This window comes from Bacillus sp. es.036 (assembly GCF_002563635.1).
GTDB lineage: Bacteria > Bacillota > Bacilli > Bacillales > Guptibacillaceae > Guptibacillus.
In genome coordinates, this window is record NZ_PDIZ01000001.1 from 541,100 (window position 1) to 563,672 (window position 22,573).

At 40.8% G+C, this 22,573-nt stretch carries 21 protein-coding genes and 1 pseudogene; 15 read left to right on the forward strand and 7 right to left on the reverse strand.

Going from position 1 to position 22,573, the window contains the following annotated elements; translation table 11 throughout:
* Window positions 1-52: 52 nt before the first annotated feature.
* Window positions 53-2,449: an immune inhibitor A domain-containing protein gene (locus ATG70_RS02900; RefSeq protein ID WP_098442872.1), complete on the forward strand. Its 2,397-nt coding sequence runs from the start codon at window positions 53-55 to the stop codon at window positions 2,447-2,449.
* A 55-nt stretch (window positions 2,450-2,504) separates the two neighbouring features.
* On the opposite strand, the gene ATG70_RS02905 is transcribed toward ATG70_RS02900, so the two are convergent.
* A complete protein-coding gene (locus tag ATG70_RS02905) occupies window positions 2,505-4,058 on the reverse strand; it encodes a DUF11 domain-containing protein (RefSeq protein ID WP_179886161.1) in 1,554 nt (517 codons plus the stop codon).
* A gap of 269 nt (window positions 4,059-4,327) precedes the next feature.
* Here ATG70_RS02905 and ATG70_RS22955 point away from each other — a divergent pair.
* The 3 genes and pseudogenes from ATG70_RS22955 to ATG70_RS02915 form a co-directional block, all read left to right on the forward strand.
* Window positions 4,328-4,459 (forward strand): annotated as a pseudogene (locus ATG70_RS22955) (hypothetical protein); the annotation flags it as partial.
* 137 nt (window positions 4,460-4,596) lie between these two features.
* Window positions 4,597-4,938, forward strand: coding sequence for a MerR family transcriptional regulator (locus ATG70_RS02910; RefSeq protein ID WP_098442874.1), 342 nt, complete (start codon window positions 4,597-4,599; stop codon window positions 4,936-4,938).
* Window positions 4,935-5,390, forward strand: coding sequence for an SRPBCC family protein (locus tag ATG70_RS02915; RefSeq protein WP_098442875.1), 456 nt, complete (start codon window positions 4,935-4,937; stop codon window positions 5,388-5,390). The genes ATG70_RS02910 and ATG70_RS02915 overlap by 4 nt, the downstream gene beginning before the upstream one ends.
* A gap of 20 nt (window positions 5,391-5,410) precedes the next feature.
* Here ATG70_RS02915 and ATG70_RS02920 read toward each other — a convergent pair whose 3' ends face one another.
* A complete protein-coding gene (locus ATG70_RS02920; RefSeq protein WP_257147597.1) occupies window positions 5,411-6,406 on the reverse strand; it encodes a TetR/AcrR family transcriptional regulator in 996 nt (331 codons plus the stop codon).
* 82 nt (window positions 6,407-6,488) lie between these two features.
* On the opposite strand from ATG70_RS02920, the gene ATG70_RS02925 reads away from it, so the two are divergent.
* Window positions 6,489-8,006 (forward strand): DHA2 family efflux MFS transporter permease subunit, encoded by a 1,518-nt coding sequence (locus ATG70_RS02925; protein WP_098442876.1) that lies wholly within the window; start codon window positions 6,489-6,491, stop codon window positions 8,004-8,006.
* Window positions 8,007-8,069: 63 nt separating this feature from the next.
* On the opposite strand, the gene ATG70_RS02930 is transcribed toward ATG70_RS02925, so the two are convergent.
* Genes ATG70_RS02930 through ATG70_RS02940 form a run of 3 tightly spaced genes read right to left on the reverse strand, consistent with a single transcriptional unit; the run spans window position 8,070 to window position 11,725 of the window.
* Entirely contained in the window at window positions 8,070-9,212 is a 1,143-nt protein-coding gene (locus ATG70_RS02930; protein WP_098442877.1) for a Ger(x)C family spore germination protein, read from the reverse strand.
* Window positions 9,209-10,297 (reverse strand): GerAB/ArcD/ProY family transporter, encoded by a 1,089-nt coding sequence (locus ATG70_RS02935; RefSeq protein WP_098442878.1) that lies wholly within the window; start codon window positions 10,295-10,297, stop codon window positions 9,209-9,211. Before ATG70_RS02935 ends, ATG70_RS02930 begins: the two co-directional genes overlap by 4 nt.
* Entirely contained in the window at window positions 10,298-11,725 is a 1,428-nt protein-coding gene (locus ATG70_RS02940) for a spore germination protein (protein WP_179886162.1), read from the reverse strand.
* A gap of 173 nt (window positions 11,726-11,898) precedes the next feature.
* On the opposite strand from ATG70_RS02940, the gene ATG70_RS02945 reads away from it, so the two are divergent.
* From ATG70_RS02945 to ATG70_RS02955, 3 genes are all read left to right on the forward strand, one after another.
* The gene (locus ATG70_RS02945) at window positions 11,899-13,149 is read left to right on the forward strand and encodes an NAD(P)/FAD-dependent oxidoreductase (protein ID WP_179886163.1); all 1,251 of its coding nucleotides are present in this window, start codon (window positions 11,899-11,901) and stop codon (window positions 13,147-13,149) included.
* A gap of 37 nt (window positions 13,150-13,186) precedes the next feature.
* Entirely contained in the window at window positions 13,187-13,504 is a 318-nt protein-coding gene (locus tag ATG70_RS02950) for a Rieske 2Fe-2S domain-containing protein (RefSeq protein ID WP_098442881.1), read from the forward strand.
* A gap of 71 nt (window positions 13,505-13,575) precedes the next feature.
* Entirely contained in the window at window positions 13,576-14,367 is a 792-nt protein-coding gene (locus ATG70_RS02955; RefSeq protein WP_098442882.1) for a uroporphyrinogen-III synthase, read from the forward strand.
* Between the two features lie 57 nt (window positions 14,368-14,424).
* On the opposite strand, the gene ATG70_RS02960 is transcribed toward ATG70_RS02955, so the two are convergent.
* Window positions 14,425-14,730 (reverse strand): DUF3243 domain-containing protein, encoded by a 306-nt coding sequence (locus ATG70_RS02960; protein WP_098442883.1) that lies wholly within the window; start codon window positions 14,728-14,730, stop codon window positions 14,425-14,427.
* Between the two features lie 297 nt (window positions 14,731-15,027).
* The gene (locus ATG70_RS02965; RefSeq protein WP_098442884.1) at window positions 15,028-15,600 is read right to left on the reverse strand and encodes a DUF2975 domain-containing protein; all 573 of its coding nucleotides are present in this window, start codon (window positions 15,598-15,600) and stop codon (window positions 15,028-15,030) included.
* Window positions 15,601-15,776: 176 nt separating this feature from the next.
* Between ATG70_RS02965 and ATG70_RS02970 the strand changes: the two genes are divergently transcribed.
* From ATG70_RS02970 to ATG70_RS03000, 7 genes are all read left to right on the forward strand, one after another.
* Window positions 15,777-16,961: a DUF418 domain-containing protein gene (locus tag ATG70_RS02970; protein WP_179886164.1), complete on the forward strand. Its 1,185-nt coding sequence runs from the start codon at window positions 15,777-15,779 to the stop codon at window positions 16,959-16,961.
* A 12-nt stretch (window positions 16,962-16,973) separates the two neighbouring features.
* Entirely contained in the window at window positions 16,974-17,471 is a 498-nt protein-coding gene (locus ATG70_RS02975) for a PH domain-containing protein (RefSeq protein ID WP_098442886.1), read from the forward strand.
* Window positions 17,471-18,940, forward strand: coding sequence for a PH domain-containing protein (locus ATG70_RS02980; RefSeq protein WP_306472679.1), 1,470 nt, complete (start codon window positions 17,471-17,473; stop codon window positions 18,938-18,940). Before ATG70_RS02975 ends, ATG70_RS02980 begins: the two co-directional genes overlap by 1 nt.
* 175 nt (window positions 18,941-19,115) lie before the next feature.
* A complete protein-coding gene (locus ATG70_RS02985; protein WP_098442888.1) occupies window positions 19,116-19,808 on the forward strand; it encodes an ABC transporter permease subunit in 693 nt (230 codons plus the stop codon).
* Window positions 19,808-20,725, forward strand: a complete 918-nt coding sequence (locus tag ATG70_RS02990; protein ID WP_098442889.1) for an ABC transporter ATP-binding protein — start codon at window positions 19,808-19,810, stop codon at window positions 20,723-20,725. Before ATG70_RS02985 ends, ATG70_RS02990 begins: the two co-directional genes overlap by 1 nt.
* 21 nt (window positions 20,726-20,746) lie before the next feature.
* A complete protein-coding gene (locus tag ATG70_RS02995) occupies window positions 20,747-21,478 on the forward strand; it encodes an SRPBCC family protein (protein WP_098442890.1) in 732 nt (243 codons plus the stop codon).
* Window positions 21,479-21,672: 194 nt separating this feature from the next.
* Window positions 21,673-22,527, forward strand: a complete 855-nt coding sequence (locus tag ATG70_RS03000; RefSeq protein WP_098442891.1) for an MBL fold metallo-hydrolase — start codon at window positions 21,673-21,675, stop codon at window positions 22,525-22,527.
* Window positions 22,528-22,573: the final 46 nt, after the last annotated feature.

The following is a 22,573-nucleotide window of genomic DNA, read 5'->3' on the forward strand; positions in this document are numbered from 1 at the left end:
ATAGTGAGATTATTGTAAAGTTATTGTAAAAAACATTTTTAGGGGGAATGGGATTTTGAAAGGGAAAAACGTATTGTCGATGGCGATGATTGCCGCGTTAACGCTAAGTGCATTTTCAACACCTAGCGCAAGCGCAGCGGTTCAAACCGACACAACTCCAGTAAAGCAGGAAGTGAAGAAAGAAGCAGTACATAAGGAAGGACCATTTGATCTCGCGATTGCGAATGAAGAGAAATTGATTGAGATGCTAAAAGAGTCCGGCAAAATCTCAAAGAATGCTTCAGCAGAGGATGCCGAACAAGCATTGGAAAGTTTTCTGGAAAAGAAATCAGAATCACTTCAAGAAAAGGATTCTAGTGGTGAATTAGAAGATGAGAAGCTTGAGGTTGAAGCTGATATTAATGAAAAATTAAAAAATGGCAACAAGGATAAAGCGAAGGGGAAATATAGTAAAGGTGGTAAAAACCTTGCACCGGTTGTTGAAGAAGAATATGACGGAGACGTTCGATCAGATAACGTCCTCGTTCTGCTTGTTGAATTCCCAGATTTTCCTCATAACAGCATCCAGCCAGAAGAATCGGACATGTACTATGAGGACTATGTGAAAGAACATTATCAAGATATGATTTTCGGCGAAGACGGGTATGAAGGGCCGAATGGGGAAAACCTCGTATCTATGAAGCAATTCTATGAAGAGCAAAGCGATGGCGCTTATACCGTGAATGGTGAGGTTGCTGGTTGGTATATGGCATCTAAAAATGCGGCTGAATACGGTGGGAACTTTCCTACTGAAGATGATAGTGATAAGGATGCACGTGGACTTGTGAAGGAAGCTCTTACTGCAGCCGCTGCAGACCCGGATTTAAATCTAGCAGACTATGATCAGGAAGATCGTTATGACCTTGATGGCGACGGAGACTTCCGTGAGCCGGACGGTTTAGTTGATCACTTAATGGTTGTTCACTCGGCTGTTGGGGAAGAAGCAGGCGGAGGCCAACTTGGACCTGACGCGATCTGGTCCCACCGTTGGAATCTTGGAGGGATTTTCCCAATTGAAGGATCTCCAGAACCAGAAGTCGATTACTGGGGTGAAGGCTCAATGTATGCGTACGACTACACAATCGAGCCTGCCGACGGCGCTGCCGGCGTATTTGCGCACGAATATGGTCATGATTTAGGTCTACCTGATGAATATGATACGCAGTACTCAGGTGAAGGAGAAGCGGTTGCTTACTGGTCCATTATGGCTAGCGGTAGCTGGGCAGGAAAAGTTCCAGGCACGGAACCGACTGGTTTTAGTGCATGGTCGAAGGAGTTTCTACAAGCTTCTCAAGATGGAAACTGGTTGAAGTATGATGAAGTAGATTTAGAAGACATTGATAAAAAAGGTTTAGAAGTTTATCTTGATCAGGCGAATACGAAAGGGACAAACCTTGATGCGCTTCGTATTAACCTGCCAGATAAAGAAACGGTCATTAACGAACCATTCAGTGGTGACTATGAATATTTCAGTGGAAGCGACAATGATTTAGACAATTCGGCTGTCATGAATGTCGATCTCTCAAGTGCTGCATCTGCAGAGTTAACGTTCAAAACATGGTATGACATTGAAGAAGACTGGGATTATGGTTCCATTCAAGTGAGTGAAGACGGTGAGAATTGGAATACAATTCCTGGTAACATTACAACACAAACCAATCCACACGATAGTAACCCGGGTGACGGCATTACGGGTAAATCAGATGGATGGATTGATGCTTCCTTTGATTTAAGTGCTTATGCTGGTAAAGACGTTCAGGTGAAAATCAATTACTGGACTGATGGTGCAGCAATTAACCCTGGTTTTTATGTGGATGATGTTCGCGTAACGGCGGATGGCAATGAGCTTTTCTTTGATAATGCTGAAGGAGAGCCAAAGGTTGATCTACAAGGATTTACGAAAGATGATGGTATTAAAGTATCTGAACACTATTATCTTCTTGAATGGAGAAACCACCAGGGTGTTGATAAAGGGTTGGATCACATTTCACGCGGTGCAAGTCTGATGTCTTATGATCCAGGTTTAATTGTTTGGTATGCGGATAATAAATACTCTGATAACTGGACAGGCATTCACCCAGGAGAAGGCTACCTTGGCGTAGTTGATGCTGACCAACATGAATTGTTCTGGAGTGATGGCACAGTAGCGCAAACGCGTTATCAAATCCATGATGCAGCATTCAGTCTCCGTAAAGATGAAAAAATGTTCATTGATTACAGCGAGCTTCTTGGCCGCACTCTAACTGACAAGAAGAACCAATTTGTAAAAGAATTCAATGATAAGAAGAGTTACTTAAACGAAGCGATTCCAGATGCTGGCCGTAATGTGCCACAATATGGATTGAAGTTTAAAGTAACAGGTGAAGCAAAAGATCGTTCTGTTGGACGAGTTCTAATTACAAAAAAATAAAAGGAAAGAAGGAGCGCAAATTAGCGCTCCTTCTTTTTTGATTGCATTTTGATCTTTACAGACAGCGTCTACACTGACGACAGCCTGATTTTTTCTTCTGGCACTTCTTACAACGTCCAATATAGTTGACTGGTACACTTGGAATCGGGGGAATTGGCGATTGAACGAGCACATCAACGAGATTACTAATACTAACGCCTTCAAATACCGGACCACCAGGAGAGCTCTCAAATTGGAAGAACAGTTCGGTTGTATCCGATAAAATGGATCCCTCCGGTAAAGAAGTGACTTGGATCTGAAACGAAATTTCGACGGATTGATCTGGATCTATTGTTCCAAGAGGAATAGGAGCTACCGTTGGGTCTCCTGGATTTGGTATTCCATTGATAATTAGTGAACCTGGTACAAAAGTTCCGCCTGGCGTAATTAAAAAGTCATCAAAGAGAACGACTTCTGCTGGTACAAGCCCAGTATTTGTAATCGATACATTGTAGGTGATGATTTCTCCCACGTTTACAGAGGAAGGCGTAGCTGATTTAACCGTTTCAAAAACAGGTGCATTTACATCAAATTGAACACCTAAAGCATTTACAGCGTAACCATCACCCGCTGTTGTTAATCGGACAACGGCAGAAGTCTGGTTATTGATGAGGGCGAAGGAGACATCAACATTCGTAATATCCCATCCTTGTCGACCAGCATTGATGTTGGTTGCTGTAAAAGGATTAGCGTTCCGATCTCCAAAAGTTCCTGAAGTATCTAAGTTACCGGCATCATTGTTAATTTGGGACCCGAAAAAGTTGTTTACAGGGTTATTCGGTCCTGAAATTGTCGTTAATGTAGGAACGGTTGGACCAAACAGTAGCTGATCACCCGTAATGGAAGCATCTCCTTCACCAGCACTGACTAACAGTCGGCCATTAATGGGGCCAGAAACCGGCGTGTTAAAGCCCGTTATCGTAATGTCTACTGGAGTGCCAGAAGAAATAATCGCTTCAAGCCCGACATAGAGAGTCATAAATCTTGGAGGCTGTGTCGGATCTTCATAAATGACAGCGAGCGTCCAGCCAGCATGATTGGAGTTCGAAGCAGGATCTAATAATGCAGGTACAGCTCCTGCAGAATAAGTGCCTTCTAATTGAGCAGCCACGATACTCGTTACATCCCGAGACCTTACATAATAACCTACTGTTTCAGAACCGTTATTAAAGACTTGCTCAAACGAGGTCGCTGGATCGGGGGGAATGCTATAAACATTGCCGGAAGGATCGACGAATTGAATGGGATTATCAATTAAACCAGAGATGTCCTGGTTATTAGTGAGATACTGTCCCTCCCATATTAATTCAGCATAGAGAACTCTACTTAATCCGGCAACGTTGTTTATATGCAAAATAGCAGATGATAAACTCTCAGTATAATTTTGTGTCGTACCAGGAGGGGGAGTAGGGTAAGTAGGGACACCTGTATTTTGCAATGTAATAAAAGAACCAATTGAGCCTTGTGTTCCTGCGGCTAATGTATTATTTTGCTTACTTAATCCCAGTGTGTTTCCGGTAAACGTCATCGCGCCATCAGTTGTTGTTGTAAAACGTTGAATATATGGCATTTCACATTTCCTTTCTTTAGACTTTTTTCTAGGCAGCTTGTACATAAATTGTTAAAAGCTTTGCTTGTACTAATGTATGCAACACCATCATTTCCGTGATGAATGAAATGTTTGTTTTTTTAACGCTGAGGGGCTTATCAATAGAATTAGAAAAACCGTCCTGGAAGTTGGACGGTTAGCTCGTAAAGATGAAAAAATGTTCATTGACTACACTGATCTCCTTGGTCGCACAATGACTGATAAGAAAATAATTCGTTAAGTTCTTTAACGATGACAAGAGCTATTTGAATGAAGCGCTGCCGGATGCAGGAAGAAATGTTCCTGAATATGGCTTGCAATTTAAAGTAACTGGTAAAGCAACAGATCGTTCTGTTGGCCGCGTATCGATTTCAAGAAAATAAGTTTAGCCAAAAGGCAACGCTAATTAAGAGCGTTCCCTTTTTTGGGTTTGAAGCGCCTGACTTTTTTTGAAGAAAGTAGTAACGTAAGCTTGACCGGGTGGTGCACCCCATGATTTAAGATGAAGTAGGAGGTAAAGATGTACAAAATCGGTGAGTTCGCTTCATTAACGGGTTTGAGTAAGGAAACGCTTCGCTATTATGCAGAAGTGAATTTGTTAGAGCCTGCCTATATGGATCCTATCAACAAGTATAGATACTATGATGATGGTAGCTATTTTCTAGCGCTTTTATTAGGTAAGCTTCGGCGCTTTGGATTTACAATTCAAGAAATGAAATCTGTGATGGAAGATGAGTCGTTTGCTCATTTAGAGGATCTCTTGCGTCATAAAAAAGCGAACATCGAAAATAAAATCAATGAGCTTCAACTTCAAGTAAATGAGATTGAGGAGTTTCTTAGATCAGGGAGGGGAAATGAATGATTCAATGGCAAGAAGAAAAGACGATTGAAGCACCGATCGAAACGGTTTGGGGATTATTTAAAGACGAGCATATTAAAGCGATTATGCCTAAGGTTGAAGAGCATGTGTTAATTGAAAAAGAAGAGCATGAAGTAGGTGCAAAGCATCGCCAAACATATCGTGAAGGAAAAAGACTGGAAACGTACACGGTTGAAACGCTTGCATACGAAGATCACGAAACGCTTAAAGTGAAACGCATTTGCTTTGTTTTAGGAAAGGCGTTTGAAATCACGCTTGGCTTTACGTTGGAAAAGATGGGGGAAAACCAAACGAAATTCATTTATGAAGGACATAATAAAGGAGTGAATTTTGTAGGTAGAGCGATGCTGAAGTTAAGCCGACCGAAGGATCAAATGAACGTTGTGCAAGAGTTTATGGATCGAGTGGAAAGCGAAGCAAAGAAGAGGGCTTAGACGCGTAGCCCTCTTTTTCTTTACTTAAAATAGTTGCCAACTAACTCATCAAGGTGTTTAACAGTTGTTTGGTCAAGTTTCGGATCATCTCTGAGCGAACAAAGAACGCTCTCGATGAGAAACTTACGGGATTTCTTGGAATGGAGAAGCTCGTCCTTTACAAAATCTAATCGTTCAATTGCTTCATTATTTGATTCTGCCAGATCAGCTTTTAATAAACGAATGGTACTTACGAGGTTAGAGTGAAACAATTGGTTACCCTCGGGAAACCAGTCGTCCATCTGTTCTGGTTTGTTTAGTTGTTGATCTGTGATTGACGCATCTTCGACGATCGTAACCATCCGATCAACGCTGTATTCCACGACTGGATAAATATCTGCACTTGCTCCATTTGCGATCGAATAATACTTTACATTATGGTGAAGGATCCCCAAAAACATGATCGCCCCATCCAATAAGTACGGTTGTTTTTCTTCCCCAAATAGCTCAAGAAACCGGTTGTAAACCCATCGAAGCATTCGTTTTTGACCTTCTCGAAGGAAGTGTTTTAAGTCCTCATCATTTGAAACAAACACTTCCTCAAACAGGGTAATGAGCTTGTTTTTTTTATTTGTATTCATTTGCAGTTCAATTTGTTTCTTGAAAATCGTAAGGTCTGATGGGTCCTGACCGATAAGCAGTTCATCCCGCTTTCGCTCCATCGATTCATAAAGTGCTTTAAACAGAGCGATTAACAATTCGTTTTTTGATGAGAAGTAGTTATAAAACGTTCCTTTTGAAATACCGCTATACTCTAAAATGTCTTGTATGGAAGTAGACTGGAAGCCTCTTTCTATGAAAAGCTGATGCGCCATTTTAATAACGTGCTGTTTGCGATCGTTCATCGTATCACCTTTTGCTTCTTTATAGTGTTTAGTCGTTATGATTACTATTGTACTGTCGGTATAAACCTGATCATACCTTACTTTTATCATTGGAACAAATCCTTTTGCATTGGGAAGAAATAATGATTGCAAAAGTTGAACTCATGGTATATGATATGAGAGATTTGAACCGATGGTATAAATAATTGAACTGAAGGTATATGGGGGTATGATGATGAGTCAATCAGGAAAAGAGACGCCTCGTCCAAAGTACGGTATTCTTGCGATTTTAATTGTTGGCGCGTTTATCGCGTTTCTAAATAATACGCTGCTTAATATTGCACTACCGTCGATTATGGCGGATTTACAAATTGAAACCGCAACGGTTCAGTGGCTTACCACAGGCTTTATGCTTGTGAACGGAATCATGATTCCAGCTACGGCCTTTTTAATTGAAAAATATTCAGTGCGCCGCCTCTTTCTTGTGGCGATCGGGCTATTTACGCTTGGTACCGTGATTGCCGGAATGGCTCAGATTTTCCCTGTCCTACTTGGAGGGAGAATGTTACAGGCTTCAGGATCGGCCATTATGATGCCGCTCTTAATGAACGTGATGCTTATTAGCTTTCCGATTGAAAAAAGGGGAGCGGCTATGGGTGTTTTCGGACTCATTCTCATGGCAGCACCAGCGATTGGTCCAACGCTATCTGGGTGGATTATCGAACATTATGATTGGAGAATGCTGTTCCACTTTGTTACGCCAATTGCGATTTCAATCTTCTTGCTTGGGTTCTTCTTATTAAAAGATAAGAAAGAAAAGGTAAACATTCGACTCGATTTGTTTTCACTTATTTTATCAAGCGCAGGGTTTGGTGGTATTCTTTACGGCTTTAGTTCTGCAGGGAATAAAGGATGGGATAGTCCGCAAGTGTATTTAACGATCGGGATCGGCGTTATCGCACTGACAACCTTCATTATTCGACAGTCGAAGCAAGAGCGACCGATGCTAAACTTTACGATCTTTAAATATCCAATGTTTGCTCTTTCTTCTTCCATTACGATGGTTGTGAACATGGCGATGTTTTCAGGAATGCTGTTGCTTCCGATCTACGTACAAACAATTCGAGGTATTTCACCGCTTGATGCCGGTTTAATGATGCTGCCAGGAGCACTCGTGATGGCCTTTATGTCACCGATTACGGGTCGTTTATTTGATAAAATTGGTGGGCGTATTCTTGCAACATCTGGTCTTGCGATTACGGTTGTTACGACGTACCTCTTCAGTACACTGTCGATGGAGACAACGTATAACTACATTATGATTCTTCATGCTGTACGCATGTTCGGGATGTCGATGGTGATGATGCCGGTATCAACAAACGGGTTAAATCAACTGCCAGCTCGTTTTTATCCGCACGGTACAGCAATGAACAATACGTTAAACCAGGTAGCAGGAGCGATTGGCACAGCCCTTCTCGTGACGATTATGTCCAACCGGACGGAATCTGTTGCGGCTGATCTTGCGAAAGAAGCTGCGGCTGGAAACGCGGGAGTTGATCCGGCTACGCTCCAACAGCAGGTCGCCATGCAAGCGATGCTTGAAGGCATTAACTTCGCGTTCTTTATCGCTACCTTTATCGCAGGTTTAGCGTTTGTGCTTGCTTTCTTCATTAAGCGCGCGGGACGTGAAAAAGAAGTGAAGCAGCCGATTGTGCCGGAGTCGAAGCCTGTTGAGCTTGTGACAAATTCATAGCATGACTAAAAAGGATGAAGCCAAAATGGTTTCATCCTTTATTATTTATTCTTTTCCGAAGCATTAGTTTATATCCTGTGTACCATAGCCAGTTAAAGTGAAATCGACATCAATCGTTACAGGCAATTGAGCAAAAATACGTTCCCAATCTTTATGATGCTTTTGCCAATAGGCGGGCTGTTTAATGCTTGTCCACGTACCAAACTCAAGGTAATCGAGCTTTTGCTCCTGGGCGATGGAGATTACGTGCTCTATCTCTTCTTTGACCACCTTTTCGCCCTGTTTTTTTAGCTCATCTTCCCACCCTTCTTGAAAAACATCTCGCTTGATTTCCCAGTCTTCTGCAAGTTTAAGGGAACTTTTTACTGTTAACTGAATGGTCAGCTGTCCATCTTTTAACACGGGTTCGATAGACGTGCTTGCTTTCGTAATCTCAAGCACAGCTTGATCCGCCTCGGAATTTTTCTCTTTAATCGCTACTAATCCACCGCTTACTTTATTCGTGATCCACTTTAATCCAGCAATTTCTTCTGGAGTGAGCCAACCAACGATCTGCTGGGATTTATCGGAAATGATCCCAGCACCAAGCAGTCGAATACGTCCCTGGTTGATTCCAACTTCTGGGATAACGAAGCTTGCCCCTTCGGTAATTTTTTTAGACACTTCTCCAAATTTAAGCGTTTCTTGAACATACAAACTTCGATCATGGTTTTGTGTGAGTTCCTTTAACTGTACTGCTGGGAACATTTCTTTCGTCGGTTCAACCGCCAGAATATCAGATGCGGATTCTTTCGTAATAAAAACGGCCACTGTTCTCCTAAATTCATGATCTCGTAGGAAGAAGCTAATTAACTGCTTTAACGGCTCTTCTTTTAAAAGCCTTTCCGTAAGAACTATGGATTTTAAGTGGGTATAGTTTGGCGGACGGTCTGTTTCAAGGGAGTTTTCACGGATAATTTGAAAGAAGTTGCTGCCGTTTAATGTGATGTTCTGATAAGGAGTTCCTCCTGAACTTCCAAACTGTGTCCCTTCTATATTGTTTGGAACAACGTACTGGTTAGTCATGGAAAAGACGTCGTCATTCGATTCATTGTAATCGAGCCCAATCCCCATGATCATCCCCAAATCCTCGATTTCATTGCTATCCCAGCACGCAGTAAGGAAGAGAAGTTGAAGAGAAATGAAAATAAGCAAGCCTTTCTTCATTTCATCGCCCCCTTTCTGAATGAAAAGAGGAATAACAATAGAGGAATGGCGATTAAAGAAGCATACGATAAATAGTTTAAATAGGTTCCATATGAAAACAGCTCCGTAATGCCCGATGGTAGCAGCGAGAGCGTGAGGATGAGCAAGCCGATGATGGCATTCATCAATAGTGATTTTTTACAGTTAACGGTTTTACAAACGCCAAGCATCGCAGAATAATAGTATGCGGTTAGGGTGGTGAAAATCGTGATAATCCATCCAAATAAAAAGAGAAGCTCAAATCTTTCAAAGAAAAACCCCTGGAATTCGATCGCTTTTGCCATTTCGATCGTTGGAAACGTAATCACCTTTAGCTCTTCAATACTAAGAACACCAATGTTTAGGATAAAAAACAGCACGTAAATAAAGCATACACTGCCGATGCTGATTCCTAGAATAAACACAACTGGTTTCCAGCGTGTAAGGCGGTGTTGTCCTGATAACACCATAAGAAGCTCATATCCTACGAACGAGAAAAAGGTGGAATTGACTCCTTTTAATAGGTCAATTCCATCCATATACATGATCGGTCTTAAGTGAGACGGTTCAATATTTTTAATGCTAAGTAAGGTTAAGAGGAGAAACATTAACAAAATAATTGGGAAGTACAGTTGTAAAAAGAGCAGGATGTTTGAAAGCCCTGTTGACACGAGATACATACAAGAGAGTACAAAAACTAGCAAGACAACGAATTTGGGTGTTTTATCAAGTAAGTAATAATTCACAATTTCAGCCATTGTTCGAATGATGTAGGCGGAAATCGCAATCGTGTAGCAAACGAAAATTAGATTAAGCAGCTTTCCAATCCATTTTCCTACTAATTCCGGCGCGATATCAAAAACGGTTTTCAGCGGATATTTCTTCATTAACATAAAGATAAACAGCGCGTTAATGAAGGCGATCATCGCCCCGAGAATCACACTAATCCACATATTTGGCTGTCCAACAATCGTAGCTGTTTCACGTGGTAACGTGACGATTCCAACACCAATGATGGTTGAAATAAAAAAGATAATGATGGGAAGAGAGTGCTGGTTGGTTTGCAATTAAATCCCCGTCCTTTTTCCCACACGGTAATAGAGCCGTATAAAGGAGTCTTTCCATCGTCTGAAATGAATGGGCGCAAATGGCTCCATATAAGGGCTTGAAAAGCTTCTAAGTTTAATAAGATGGGTCGTCACAATAAAGATGGCGATTAGCATGCCATAGACGCCAAGCATTGCTGCAGAAAATAAGATAAAAAATCGAATCGTTCTGAGCGCAAGGCTTAGCTGGTAATTCGGTATAGCAAAAGAACAGATCGCTGTAAATGAAATCACCATGACCATCATCGGACTAACAATTCCTGAGCTTACGGCAGTTTCGCCGATAACAATGGCCCCGACGATGCTTACTGTCGAACCAATGGGTTTGGGGAGTCGCACCCCAGCCTCACGTAGAATTTCAATAGTAAGCTCCATAATAAAGGCCTCAATAACGGAAGGAAACGGAACGCCTTCCCTCGTCTTTGAGAGTGAAACCGCAAGACTTGTAGGAATAAGTCCATGGTGAAACGAAATGAGTGAAATATAAGCTGCAGGCAAGAGAACTGAAATCAGGGCTGTGAAATAGCTCAACAACCGAATGAGAGAGGCTGGAATCCATTTAAAGTAATAGTCGTCAGGTGTTTGCAGAAGCATGTTCAGTGTTGTGGGTGCAATTAATACCGTCGGCGAGCCATCTGTCATAAGAGCGACGCGCCCTTCAAGTAGCGCATTCGCTACTTTCGTTGGATGCTGAGTTGAGGCTAATTCAGGAAAAACAGAAAGAGGGTTGCGTTCAATCAGCTGCTCAAGCACTCCTGCATCTGTAATATAATCTACCTTAATTTGAGTGAGTCGCTCTCTCACTTCGTTAATTAATGTCTCGCTCGCTTTTCCTTGTAAGTATGCGATTGAAATCGACGTCACTACATCTTTCCCAACAAAATACTGCTCAAACAAAAGATCGCTCGTTTTTAAATGAGCACGCAATAGTGCTTTATTATCCTGAATGCATTCGATAAAACCATCTCGTGGCCCACTAATCGTCGGTTCATTCACCGGTTCATCCGGTGATCTCTTGACGGAATACGTCGTTTTTACAGAGTAAACGTGATCATCAGTCGTTTCCCGTGCAATAAGCACCGTGCAGCCATCCATCAGGTGTCTTGAAATGGTACTGTGATCGTTAATATTATTCACCGCTGCCATTGGAATGAGGTCCGGAATATCGGTTGGGCTAATCTTCGTGTCTTCACTTAACACAGTTAGTAGTGGACTAAGAATGGTTTTTTGAATGACCATGCGATCAGAAATGTCATCAAGATACAACAATGTTAGCGTGAGACCGTCGAGCTGAATGGTTTTTTGTTTTAGGTCTTCACTGTTATGAAACTCAAGCTTAATTTGTTCCTCTAGTAATGAAGAAGAACGTACGAATCGTCTTCTTTTCATCTCATCATCACTCCGAAAATGATCTCTCTTTATCATTTGCTGAAATCATAAAACTATCCAAATGGTGTCCTTTCTTTCAAAACCCTGTTAGGATATATGACCAATTTGTTATTTTCAATTTTCAAACATGGTACGATTTTGCATATTATACAGTCCAGAAAGAAGGGGATTCCGTGAAACGCCTTGTCGTAATTGGAAATGGACTTGCTGGCATTCAATTTCTTGAACGCTTGCTTTCGATGAAGTCTTCTCGTTTCGAAATAACGATTATTGGAAAGGAGCCTGCTTATAAGCGATATTTACTTTCGCGGATTCTGCAACAAGATATTGCTGTTGAAAAAGCAGAATTAGAAGATGAAGATTGGTACAAACAGCGAGGGATTCGACTCATAGAGAATGAAACAGCGGTAATGATTGATCCACTCAGTCGTCATGTGAAAACAGATAGAGGACGGAAGATCAACTATGACACGCTTGTTCTTGCGACAGGTGCTAATCCGCACGTTCTTCCAGTGAAAGGAGCTGGAAAGAACGGGGTTATGACGTTCCGTTCTATGAACGATTGCAAAGCCTTAATGGATGCATCAAAACGTTATCGAAAAGCAGCTGTGATTGGTGCTGGTATTCTAGGCTTAGAGACAGCGATGGGGCTTGTTCAACAAGGGATTGATACGACGGTTGTTCATCATCAACCTAATGTGATGAATCGGCAGCTTGACCGACTTGCATCTGAAATGCTACAAGAAGATTTAGAAAAATTAGGTGTGAAATTTGCTTTATGCAAACGAACAAAAGAAATTAACGGGGACTCTTGTGCACAATCGCTCACTTTTTCTGATGGGACTTCGCTTGAAGCCGATCTCGTTCTTATGGCTGTTGGTGTAAAGTCGAATGTGGAGTTAGCGAAAAAGAGTGGGTTGGAAGTTCACCGTGGTATCCTAGTCGATGACTATTTGCAAACAAGTGATCCATGTATTTATGCGATAGGTGAATGTGCAGAGCATCGGGACGTTACTTACGGTGTGATTGATCCGATTCTTGATCAAGCGGAACATTTAGCAGGTACGATTGCAGGGTGTCCGAAACAATACCGTGGTTCCATACCTTCAACAACTTTAAATATTTCAGGTATCAGCTTGTTTTCTGCAGGTCAAGTGCTTGAAACGGAGGATACGAGAACGTACCAATGGATTGATCCCATTCGTCACGTTTACAAAAAAATTGTCACTTTACATGGTCATGTGATCGGGGCGATTCTTTACGGAGATACTTCAGAAGCTGTCATTTTAGCAAAACTCGTTAGTCGTTTAGCGCCGGTTTCTGACATTCCTTCTAATCAACTTTTTCCCGAAGAACGAAAACGAAAAACTAATTTAACGCTTGTCCCGAGAAGTGATCAAGTCAATCGAACAGCACAAAGCTAGTGAAAAGAGAATAGTAGGTTTTAGGAGGATCGATACGATGCCGGTTCAAGCTGTCAAAATCAATGTCGGAAGAACACGTGATCACATTCCTGGTTTTGGTCGTGCAATTGATTTACTCCAGCTATCCATTGCGATATTTTGTCTGCCGGATGGCACGTTTCGAGCGCTTCATAACCGTTGTCCTAAGGGCGGGCCCATCGTGAATGGAGAAATGTCGGGGCGATTTATTACGTGCCTCGACCACCAGTGTTGCATTGATCTCTTTACAGGGAGTCTTCAATCAGCTCTTAACAGCAAGGTCGAAACGTTTCCGGTCGAAGTTGAGGATGGGTTTATTTATGTCACGCTAGAATAGCGTTTAGTTGAACAAATCGACATGGTGCTGTACCCTCTATTTAAGATGAGGCTTAAGGAGATGGTAGAGGGATGGGACTTAAGGATAAAAGGATTGCCGTAACGGGTGGGCGAAAGGGAGAAGAGATCCGCACACTTATCGAAAAACAGGGTGGAAAAGCGTTCATTCGCCCCGCGCAGGGAACCGTCTTTACAAACGCGGCGCATGTTGTTCAATCGATACAAGAAATCATTGAAAACCCTCCACAATTAGTGATTTTTACAACAGGTATGGGCGAAAAGAGAATGGCTGAGCTTGCGGAAGCAAACGGTCTAGGGAAGCCTTATGAACAGCTACTTCGAACAGTTCCGATTGCCGTTCGAGGTACGAAAACATTCCAGCATTTTAAGCAAAAAGGCATTACACCTGGAACAGTAGCGGATCGGGGGACGATCCATCAACTTGAAGAATCACTCGCGATCGAAAATCAATCCATTGCTCTTCAAATGCATGGAGAGAATGTGCCAACGTTTATTAAAACGCTTGAGCAAGCAAATAATACCGTTCGAACGATTTATCCATACGAGCACACGCCTCCTGAAGAAGCGGTGGTCGAACAATTGGTTGAGGAGATGGAAAGTGGGTTACTTGATGCGGTGGCATTTACAAGCGCCATCCAGGTTCGGTACTTTTTTGACTATGTTGAAAATAAGAAAAAGAAAAACGCGATCCTGTCTCTTTTAAATGATGAGATTCTTCCTGTAGCCGTTGGGGAAGTAACGGAAGAACACCTTAAAGAGCGCGGAGTTAAGCGCGTCTTAACACCAACCACACCACGTATGGGCGCGATGGTGATGGCCATGTCCAAGTATTATCAGGAATAGGAAATAAACCAAAAAAGCCGTCTTCCTTTCTAAAGGATGACGGCTTTTTGTATGGATTTAATTTGTTTGATCAGCGAGTTTCACGAGAACGTGAGACATATGCTGACGTTCTTCCTCGTTTGCTACGTTCCATAGTTCATTTAATACTTTTTCTTCACGGTTGCGTGGTTCTTCATGCTTCGCTAGATAGTCTGCAACGCGCTTAGCACCTTTTGATAATCCTTCTTCACCAAGACCGAGTTTTTCGCCTTTATGAACCTGGTCACCGAGGTAGTCTTTGAAGGTTTTGAAGTTCTGCATAATATCATCTTTCTTATCCTCACTCATATGTGCTGCTGCTTGTTTTGGATCTTTCTCTGCCATTTTTATTCATCTCCTCTGTTTGTTAAGTACATAGGGTATGTAACCGGAAATGAGATGCATTAAACCCAATAAATGGTTTGTGAGCGCGTTGAATGTGCTGTTAGGGTTTTGCGGTGTTTAAGGAGTTGGGAATTTTAATATAGAAAGAGGAGAGTGCCAAAGCGCTCTCCTCCTTCGCAATCAATAGGCTGACAGTAGGTCCAAATAGGAGATTTAACGTCTTAAAATGAATAGCTTATCCTTTTTCGTTTTCACATCCAGTTTAATTCGAATCATCGTCCATCGCCTGCTTTGTTGTTAGATTGTTTGTTCATTTTCCTCAACTGCGTTTACAGCGTACTTTAAGGCAGAGGCGATAAGGATCAGTATAATTCCGCCTATTAAGGTATCGATATAATTTAATGTCGAGTAATCAATCGTAGCGTTCGAGATTTTTAGCAAGTCTAGTGTTCGAGATGTGATTTGTTCATCGATGTAAGTTGATGCAGTACCTAGGATAATGGTTATGATGCCGAGCCTCCAAATGATCGATACGTTTTGATATAGAAAAAGACTTTTCAAATAAATGTTTTTTAATAACTTCCTCATCAACCAAAGAAACAACATTAAAAAGAGTAGATTAGTAATCATTGAAATAAACGATAAGGTTAAAAAGGATTTCTCATCATAGAGATCTGGCTGATTTTGAAACGTTAACTGAACATAGCTGAAAATCGGTTCATATGGACGGAAAGCCTTCGCTAATGCACTATCAGCGAACCAAATGAGGGAGACATGTTCCAGTGTTGTAATAACAAGTAGTAAAGCAATGATATAAAACAAGATCATGCAAATTTTCGATAATAGATTAAACCCAAATTTCCATTTCATTCGTAAACTCCTTTTTTACTGTGATATTTGATTAACATTATTTTACTACAAAACACCCCCTGTTTCGATGCTTTTTTATTGATAAACAATAATTTTATATTGAATTAAATTATTTTTACTGATATCTTAAATGTTAGGAAATATTGGAATTTATAATGAAAATAGGAGGCTACAGTATGGTGGGCGGGGATAGAAACGGTCTGGTGGATGCACTACGAGGCTGGAGTTTATTTGGGATCTTAATCGCAAATTTATTAATCTTTCAGTATGGTATTTTCGGGAAAGATGAGATTTCTTTTTTTCGGATATCATCTTTGGATTATGGTGGATATGAAGCGATTAAGGTTCTTATCGAAAACTCGTTTATGCCTATATTTACGTTTTTATTTGGGTATTCTTTGATTTTGATGAGGAATCGTTTGCGAGAAAAAAAGCGACGTATAAAGTGGCATCTTTTTCGAAGATTCATCATTTTGATCTCATTTGGTGTTCTGCATTCGATCTTCCTTTGGGAGGGAGACATTTTACTTCTTTATGGCGTAATGGGCATGCTCCTTCTGTTTTTTGTCAATCGAAAGCGAAAGACCATTCTCGTTTGGTGTGTGGTACTGTTTTCAATCATAACCCTTATCAGTTTCGTAGGGGGAGAAGAAGAGGTGTTCATAAGTGAAGAAAAAATCGATGTTTATCTAAAGGATACGATCGAGATTTACGGATCAGGCTCTTATGAAATGATCAAACATCACCGTAATAATGTAGATCCGATGGAGATGAGTGAGGGCGAAGCGTTCTTCGTCGTCTTATTTATGCCTTTTCTTATCCTTCCAATGATGCTTCTTGGCATGTACGCTGCGCATGTTGGCTGGCTTCATGGCAACAGGGTTAAACTTTTTCAATACATATCGATCATTTGTCTTCCGGTTGGTCTGTTATTGAAAGCATCACTGTATCTATCAAAAGAAATCCATTGGCTGCCAGATATGAGTTTAATAGGTGGAAGTGTTTTGGCAATCGGCTATATCGGTTTGTTTAGCTATTTTTACAGTAGGTCGAATGGCCACCTCTTTCAGGGGTTTGAAAATTTAGGGAAACTCTCGTTAACAAACTATATCCTTCAAACGGTCGTATGTACTTCCGTTTTCTATGGCTATGGATTCGGTTTATTTGGACGAATGGGTGTGCTTCTTTCCATTTTCTTTGGAATTGGACTTTTCACTCTTCAGGTTGTAGGAAGTACGTTCTTCTTAAAAAGTTTTAGACAAGGGCCGCTTGAAAAAGTGATGCGGATGGTTGTTTACTTAGAAAATCCTTTTCTAAGCAGGAAAAAAAGACAATTAAAAGATGAAATGAAAGTTAGTTAGAGGAGTGGCAGTATGGCAGCAGAAATTAGTAGCCCAAATCTTACATTATCAAAGGACGTCGTCAAAGTATGGACGATTAATGAAATCATTGGGAACAGTATAGGATTTCTTGTATTAGGTACACTTTTTTACCTCGACCATCGTTTCTTATGGTGGGAATGGGTCGGATGGCTTCTTCTAGCGGTTTTGGTTATCTCAATCATAACGGCAATTTGGGATGTTTTTATCCACCCGAAACTTAAATATAAGCACTGGCAATATGAAATAGACGAAGAATACCTGAAACTGCGGCACGGGGCGATTAATGAAACACATCAGCTTGTGCCGATGAGCAAAATTCAATCCGTTGCTACAAAACAGGGTCCGATTTTAAGACGCTATCAGTTATATGCTTTAAGCATTGAAACGATGGGCTCCTCCCATCTCATTCCTGCCTTACCGAAAGAAGAAGCCTTTCAACTACGTGATACCATTGCACGCTACGCTAAGGTCACAGAGGAGGGAGAATGATGGGGTATCACAGATATTCCCTCTGGATCATTGCTTTTGACATTTGGAAGCTTGGAAAGAGTGCGATCTTCTTTCTCGTGTACTTTTTCCTTATTAAAAGAGGATCGGATTCTTTGATCTTTGTCTATGGTCGTCCAGCTGTTCTTCTTCTTCTCGGACTTTCGATCATTCGCATTGGTTTAAAGTGGTTTACCCATAAGTACAGTTTGGATAATGATGCCTTTCATATAAAAGAAGGGATTTTTACCAAATCTAAACGAACCATTCCATTTACCAAAATTGAAAACATCAATGAACATACGTCATTTTTCCATCGCCTAACTGGGACCACCTCCATTATTTTTGAAACAGGAATGAAGGGAGACGAGGCGGCGGTTGAATTTGACATTGTTTCTCGCGCTAAGGCAAACGAGCTGAAGGAACGTGTGGCTACAGTAAAAGAAACAGAAGAATCTGATGCAGCATTAGAAACAAAGGAGAAAGCAGAAAGGGAAGTGCATTTTAGAGCTAGGAAAAAGGATCTCTTGAAAGCTTCTTTTACTTCCTTAAGCTTTCTTTTCTTTCTTCCTTTGATTGCTAGTTTTTATTTCAAACTAGATGACATTTTTGGAGTCGAAGACGCGGAAGGATTGTTTGTTTTTCTATTACAGTCAGGCTGGCTCATTGCGACGATCGTCTTCCTGGTTATTCTCGTATCCATTGTATTTGGTATTAGTCGAACGTTTCTAAAGTATGGAGGTTTTGAAATTGCAACGGATTCGGATCGCATCTACATACAAAAAGGGGTGCTGGATGCTACGAAGTTTTCGATATTAAAACATCGCGTTCAGGCAATAGAAATTCGCCAAACAGTGCTCAAGCGCTTATTGGGTCTTGCGGAGGTAAAGTTAACGAGTGTTGGTGAAGCGCGATCTGATGAAGAAAAGCTTGAAAGTAATTCTTTGTACCCGTTTTTACCTGTCCATCAAGCCTATGAAATGATTGAAGAGATCTTGCCATCCTATCAGGTAACGAAGGAGATGGATCGACTGCCACATGCCTCCCTGTTCATTCGACTAATAAGACCAAGCTTCATATGGATAATTGGAACAGGAGTGCTGTGGTATTTTCAGCCTGATGTATTAACTATTCCATGGTGGATCCTTTCAGCGGTACTCCTTCTTTTTGTAAGTGTGATCCGGTATTTGGATTACAAGCATACAAAATACACATTAAATGCGTCTTTTGTTCAATTTAAAACTGGAGGGTTATCTACCTCGTTGTTTGTAACAAAGCGGAGCAAAGTAATTGAAATTAGCATAAAGCGCGGCTTTGTCCAAAAGTGGTTCGGAGTGGCTTCCGTTGGTATCGTGAACCGTTCAAAACCTGTTCATCATTCAGGGGTTGAAGATGTTCCACAGGAACTAGCAGGTGCTTTTTATCAGTGGTATCTAGGAAGAGGGAAAGAAGTGCAATTAATCAAGAGATAGTAAAGAGGAAGAAAAATGCTTATTGCATGAGTTTTTTAGTGCCAAACGTAAATTTCGTAGACTTATATCATCATGTAAAGATGGGTGGAAGATCTCGTGAATAGGAGAATCATTATCTTTCTTATTAGGGCATTTAGCCTTGCTTCCAAAATTGTAAAAGGTAAAGGAGTTTATCATGTTAGCGATTGGTATAAGAGAGTTTCAAAATCTATTTAAAAGCATTCGATCGATTATTATTATCTTGTTTATTTTTAGTGTAACGCTTGGTATTGCAAAATTAATAAGCAATTATAAAGAAGTATTTAGTGAGGTTGGTTTAGACGGGGATATTTATATGGGCGGTTTAGTATTACTTATTATAGCGGCCGGACCATTATTTGTTGCTAGCCTTTCTCACAGTGCTATTAACCAGGAAATTCATTCAAGAACGATCCGTTTTCTTGCTACAAAGGTTTCTAGGGAGAAGATCGTTCTTGGTAAATTCCTTGGAATAGCCCTGTATTGGGTGGTGTGTATTTTAGTTGCTTCGCTATTAATCCTTCCTTTTACAAAAGGGTTTTATTTCAATCAGTTTATGGAGTCGCTTATTTTCATCCTTTATTTTGTAGGACTTGCTATATTTCTTTCAACTTTGATTACGAAGCCTGGGATGACCATGTTCCTCGGAATTATTCTTGCGATCCTGTTGCCCATCATTGGCTTATGGAGTCTTGGATCAGAAAACCTCATCATTGATCTATTAAGCTATTTAACACCTTATTATTATTATTATAGTCTAGGTGAACATATCTACACGTACGTTGTGTTGATCTTCCCTATACTGTTCGTATTAGGAAGTCTACTACTGATTAGAAAGAAGGATTTTTAATGTATGCAATTGAAACAGAAGGATTAACAAAAATCTATGCCAAGAAGAAAGTAGTCAATGAGATTGATCTAAAAGTAGAACAAGGTAGCGTCTTTGGGTTTTTAGGAAAAAACGGAGCAGGTAAATCGACCTTTATTAACATGCTAGCGGGGTTAATCCATCCAAGTTCTGGCTCGTTTAAGATTCTAGGAGAGCAGTCTCATCAGAACCAAAAAATGGGTGTTCTACCAGACTACTCAACGTTTTATGATGATTTAACAGCTTTCCAACACCTAAAGTACTTTAGTAGACTTTTGAATGTAAAACTACCAAAACCGGAAATTCTTGACCTTTTACAACGAGTAGAATTAGAAGAAGCAGCACACGTAAAGGCAAAGAAATTTTCGTTTGGTATGAAAAAGAAGCTGGGAATTGCACAAGCTTTAATCAATGAACCGGATATCCTCTTTCTTGATGAACCTACATCAGGAGTGGATGCGAACGCCGTATTAACCATTCATCGCTTAATTCAAGACATTTCTAAGAAAGGAACAACCATCTTCTTAACCTCTCATAATTTAGATGAAGTTGAAAAGCTGTGCGATGATATTGCGATCATGAACCAGGGTGTTATTACAGCTAAGGGAAGTATGCAGCAATTGAGAGCTAGGTATCAAAATAAATTGATCGTGTTTATCAAGCATTCGCGTTTGAACGAAAAACAAATGAGTTCACTAAGACCTCAATTAGATGAACTAGCTAATAGGGTTGAATGGGATCAGGAATTAACGACTGTCACAGTAGATGGTGAATGGCTAATTCCAGAAATTAATCGAAGCTTTTTGCATGCGAATGTGGATGTGTTTCGGATAGAGGTGGATGAACCATCACTTGAAGAAATCTTTATAAAAATAGGTGGAAACCAACGTTCAGCCTGACTGGATAGGGAGAAGACGAAGATGAAAGAATTAATTGCCTATCGTTTTACAGAGTTTATTGATGCACCAATTGACCTCGTTTACGAATGCTTACATAAAGACGAGCATGTTCTAAATTGGAATACAATGATTGTTGAGCATATTTATGAAGGGCGAGAGGATGAAATGGGAGCAGGTTCTCGCTTTAAATCAAAGCAAAGGATTGGGAAGAAAGAGTACACGTTTGAGACGGAAGTGCTTGTTCACGAGCCTCCACATAGAATCGCTATGAAAACGACAACGAAAGAGGGAATAAATTTTACGCGGTATGAGTTGATTGAAGGTGATGGAGGAACCCAATTATCGATCGAAGCAAGCTTAATTCCTAAAAACGTTGTGTATTTTCTAGCAGGAAAGTTGACGCTTTGGATGAGTAAATTTGTCTTTGATGAACAATACTTAGCGTTTATTCAATATGTGTACGATCGGCAATCCAATATACATCAAGGCCTCGAGGTCATCTGCCATGAAGAACAGACAGGTCAAGAGTTTCTCGCTATCGCTTATCTGAATGAAGGACACTTATGGGATGTTTACTTTAGTGTAGAGGACGAAGAGTTGTGCGAGAGATTACTTGCAAAGGGCTATGATGGAGCCTGTGATTCAGAAGTTTATCTTTTTGAAGCGATTCACTATGTTGATGCGGAAGAAAAGTTTATCGAATGGGTAGAAGAGGTGTATCTCCCATTGAAAAGCCCCTCGTCACCCGAATAAAAAGAAGGACAACTTTTTTAATAAGTGCGGAATTTCGTTTGAGTAGTGGCATTTTTAAATTATTAAACATCTATGCTGCCATTTTAGGGGCCTTGCTACACCAGAGCTGGTGTTGCGATAGCATAGGATTTTCTTATGAATGGTATGATAAGTGGAATATTAATTGGAATAGATAGAATAATGGAGGTACCCTCATGCAACAAATAAAACAAATCGGTGATCGTTTTTACTACCAAACACCAGTATCCGAAACAGACCGACCGATTCTAGGGATGGTAGTTGGGGATGAAAAGTCGTTAATGATTGACGCAGGAAATTCAGAAGCTCATGCACGTTATTTTCTAGAGGAACTTTCAGATCGGGGGCTTAAAAGACCTGATATGGTAGCACTTACCCACTGGCATTGGGATCATATATTTGGGTTATCCGCGCTCAGAGATACGGTTTCGATTTCTTCTTTTCAAACGAAAGAAGAAATGGCTAAGCTTATTCCCTTATCATGGTCTGATGCAGATCTTGATCAGCGTGTAGAAGAAGGAACGGAAATTGAATTTTGTGCAACCGCCATCAAAAAGGAATTCGTGAATCATCGTCATATTACGATTACTCTTCCGGATCTAACCTTTGAGGACAAACTGGAAATCGATCTTGGCGGCGTGACGTGTGTCCTTCAACATGTTGGCGGAGACCATGCGGCTGACTCGGTGGTCGTCTACATAAAAGAAGAAAAAATTCTATTTTTAGGCGATTGCTTTTATCCTGATATTTTTTCTAGTAAAACCAACTATACGGTGAGGACGACAAACCAACTGCTTGATGTACTAGAAGGCTTTGAGGGCGAATGGGTGATTTTATCACACGGAGAAGCGATTCCGATTGAAGAGTTTAAGAAAGAAGTAAAGCTTTTGCGAACAGTTTCTTCCATTACGGAAGCGTGTAGGGGGAATCAGCAAGAAATGCAACGTTCTTTCAAAGGTATCGTTGGCAGAGAGTTGAACGAAGAAGAACGTGAAGTGATTCAAGAGTTTGCAAACGGGTATAGCCTGTAAAAGGGTTTTTCTGGAAGGGGTTAAGGGGAAGAGTTATACTAGGTGA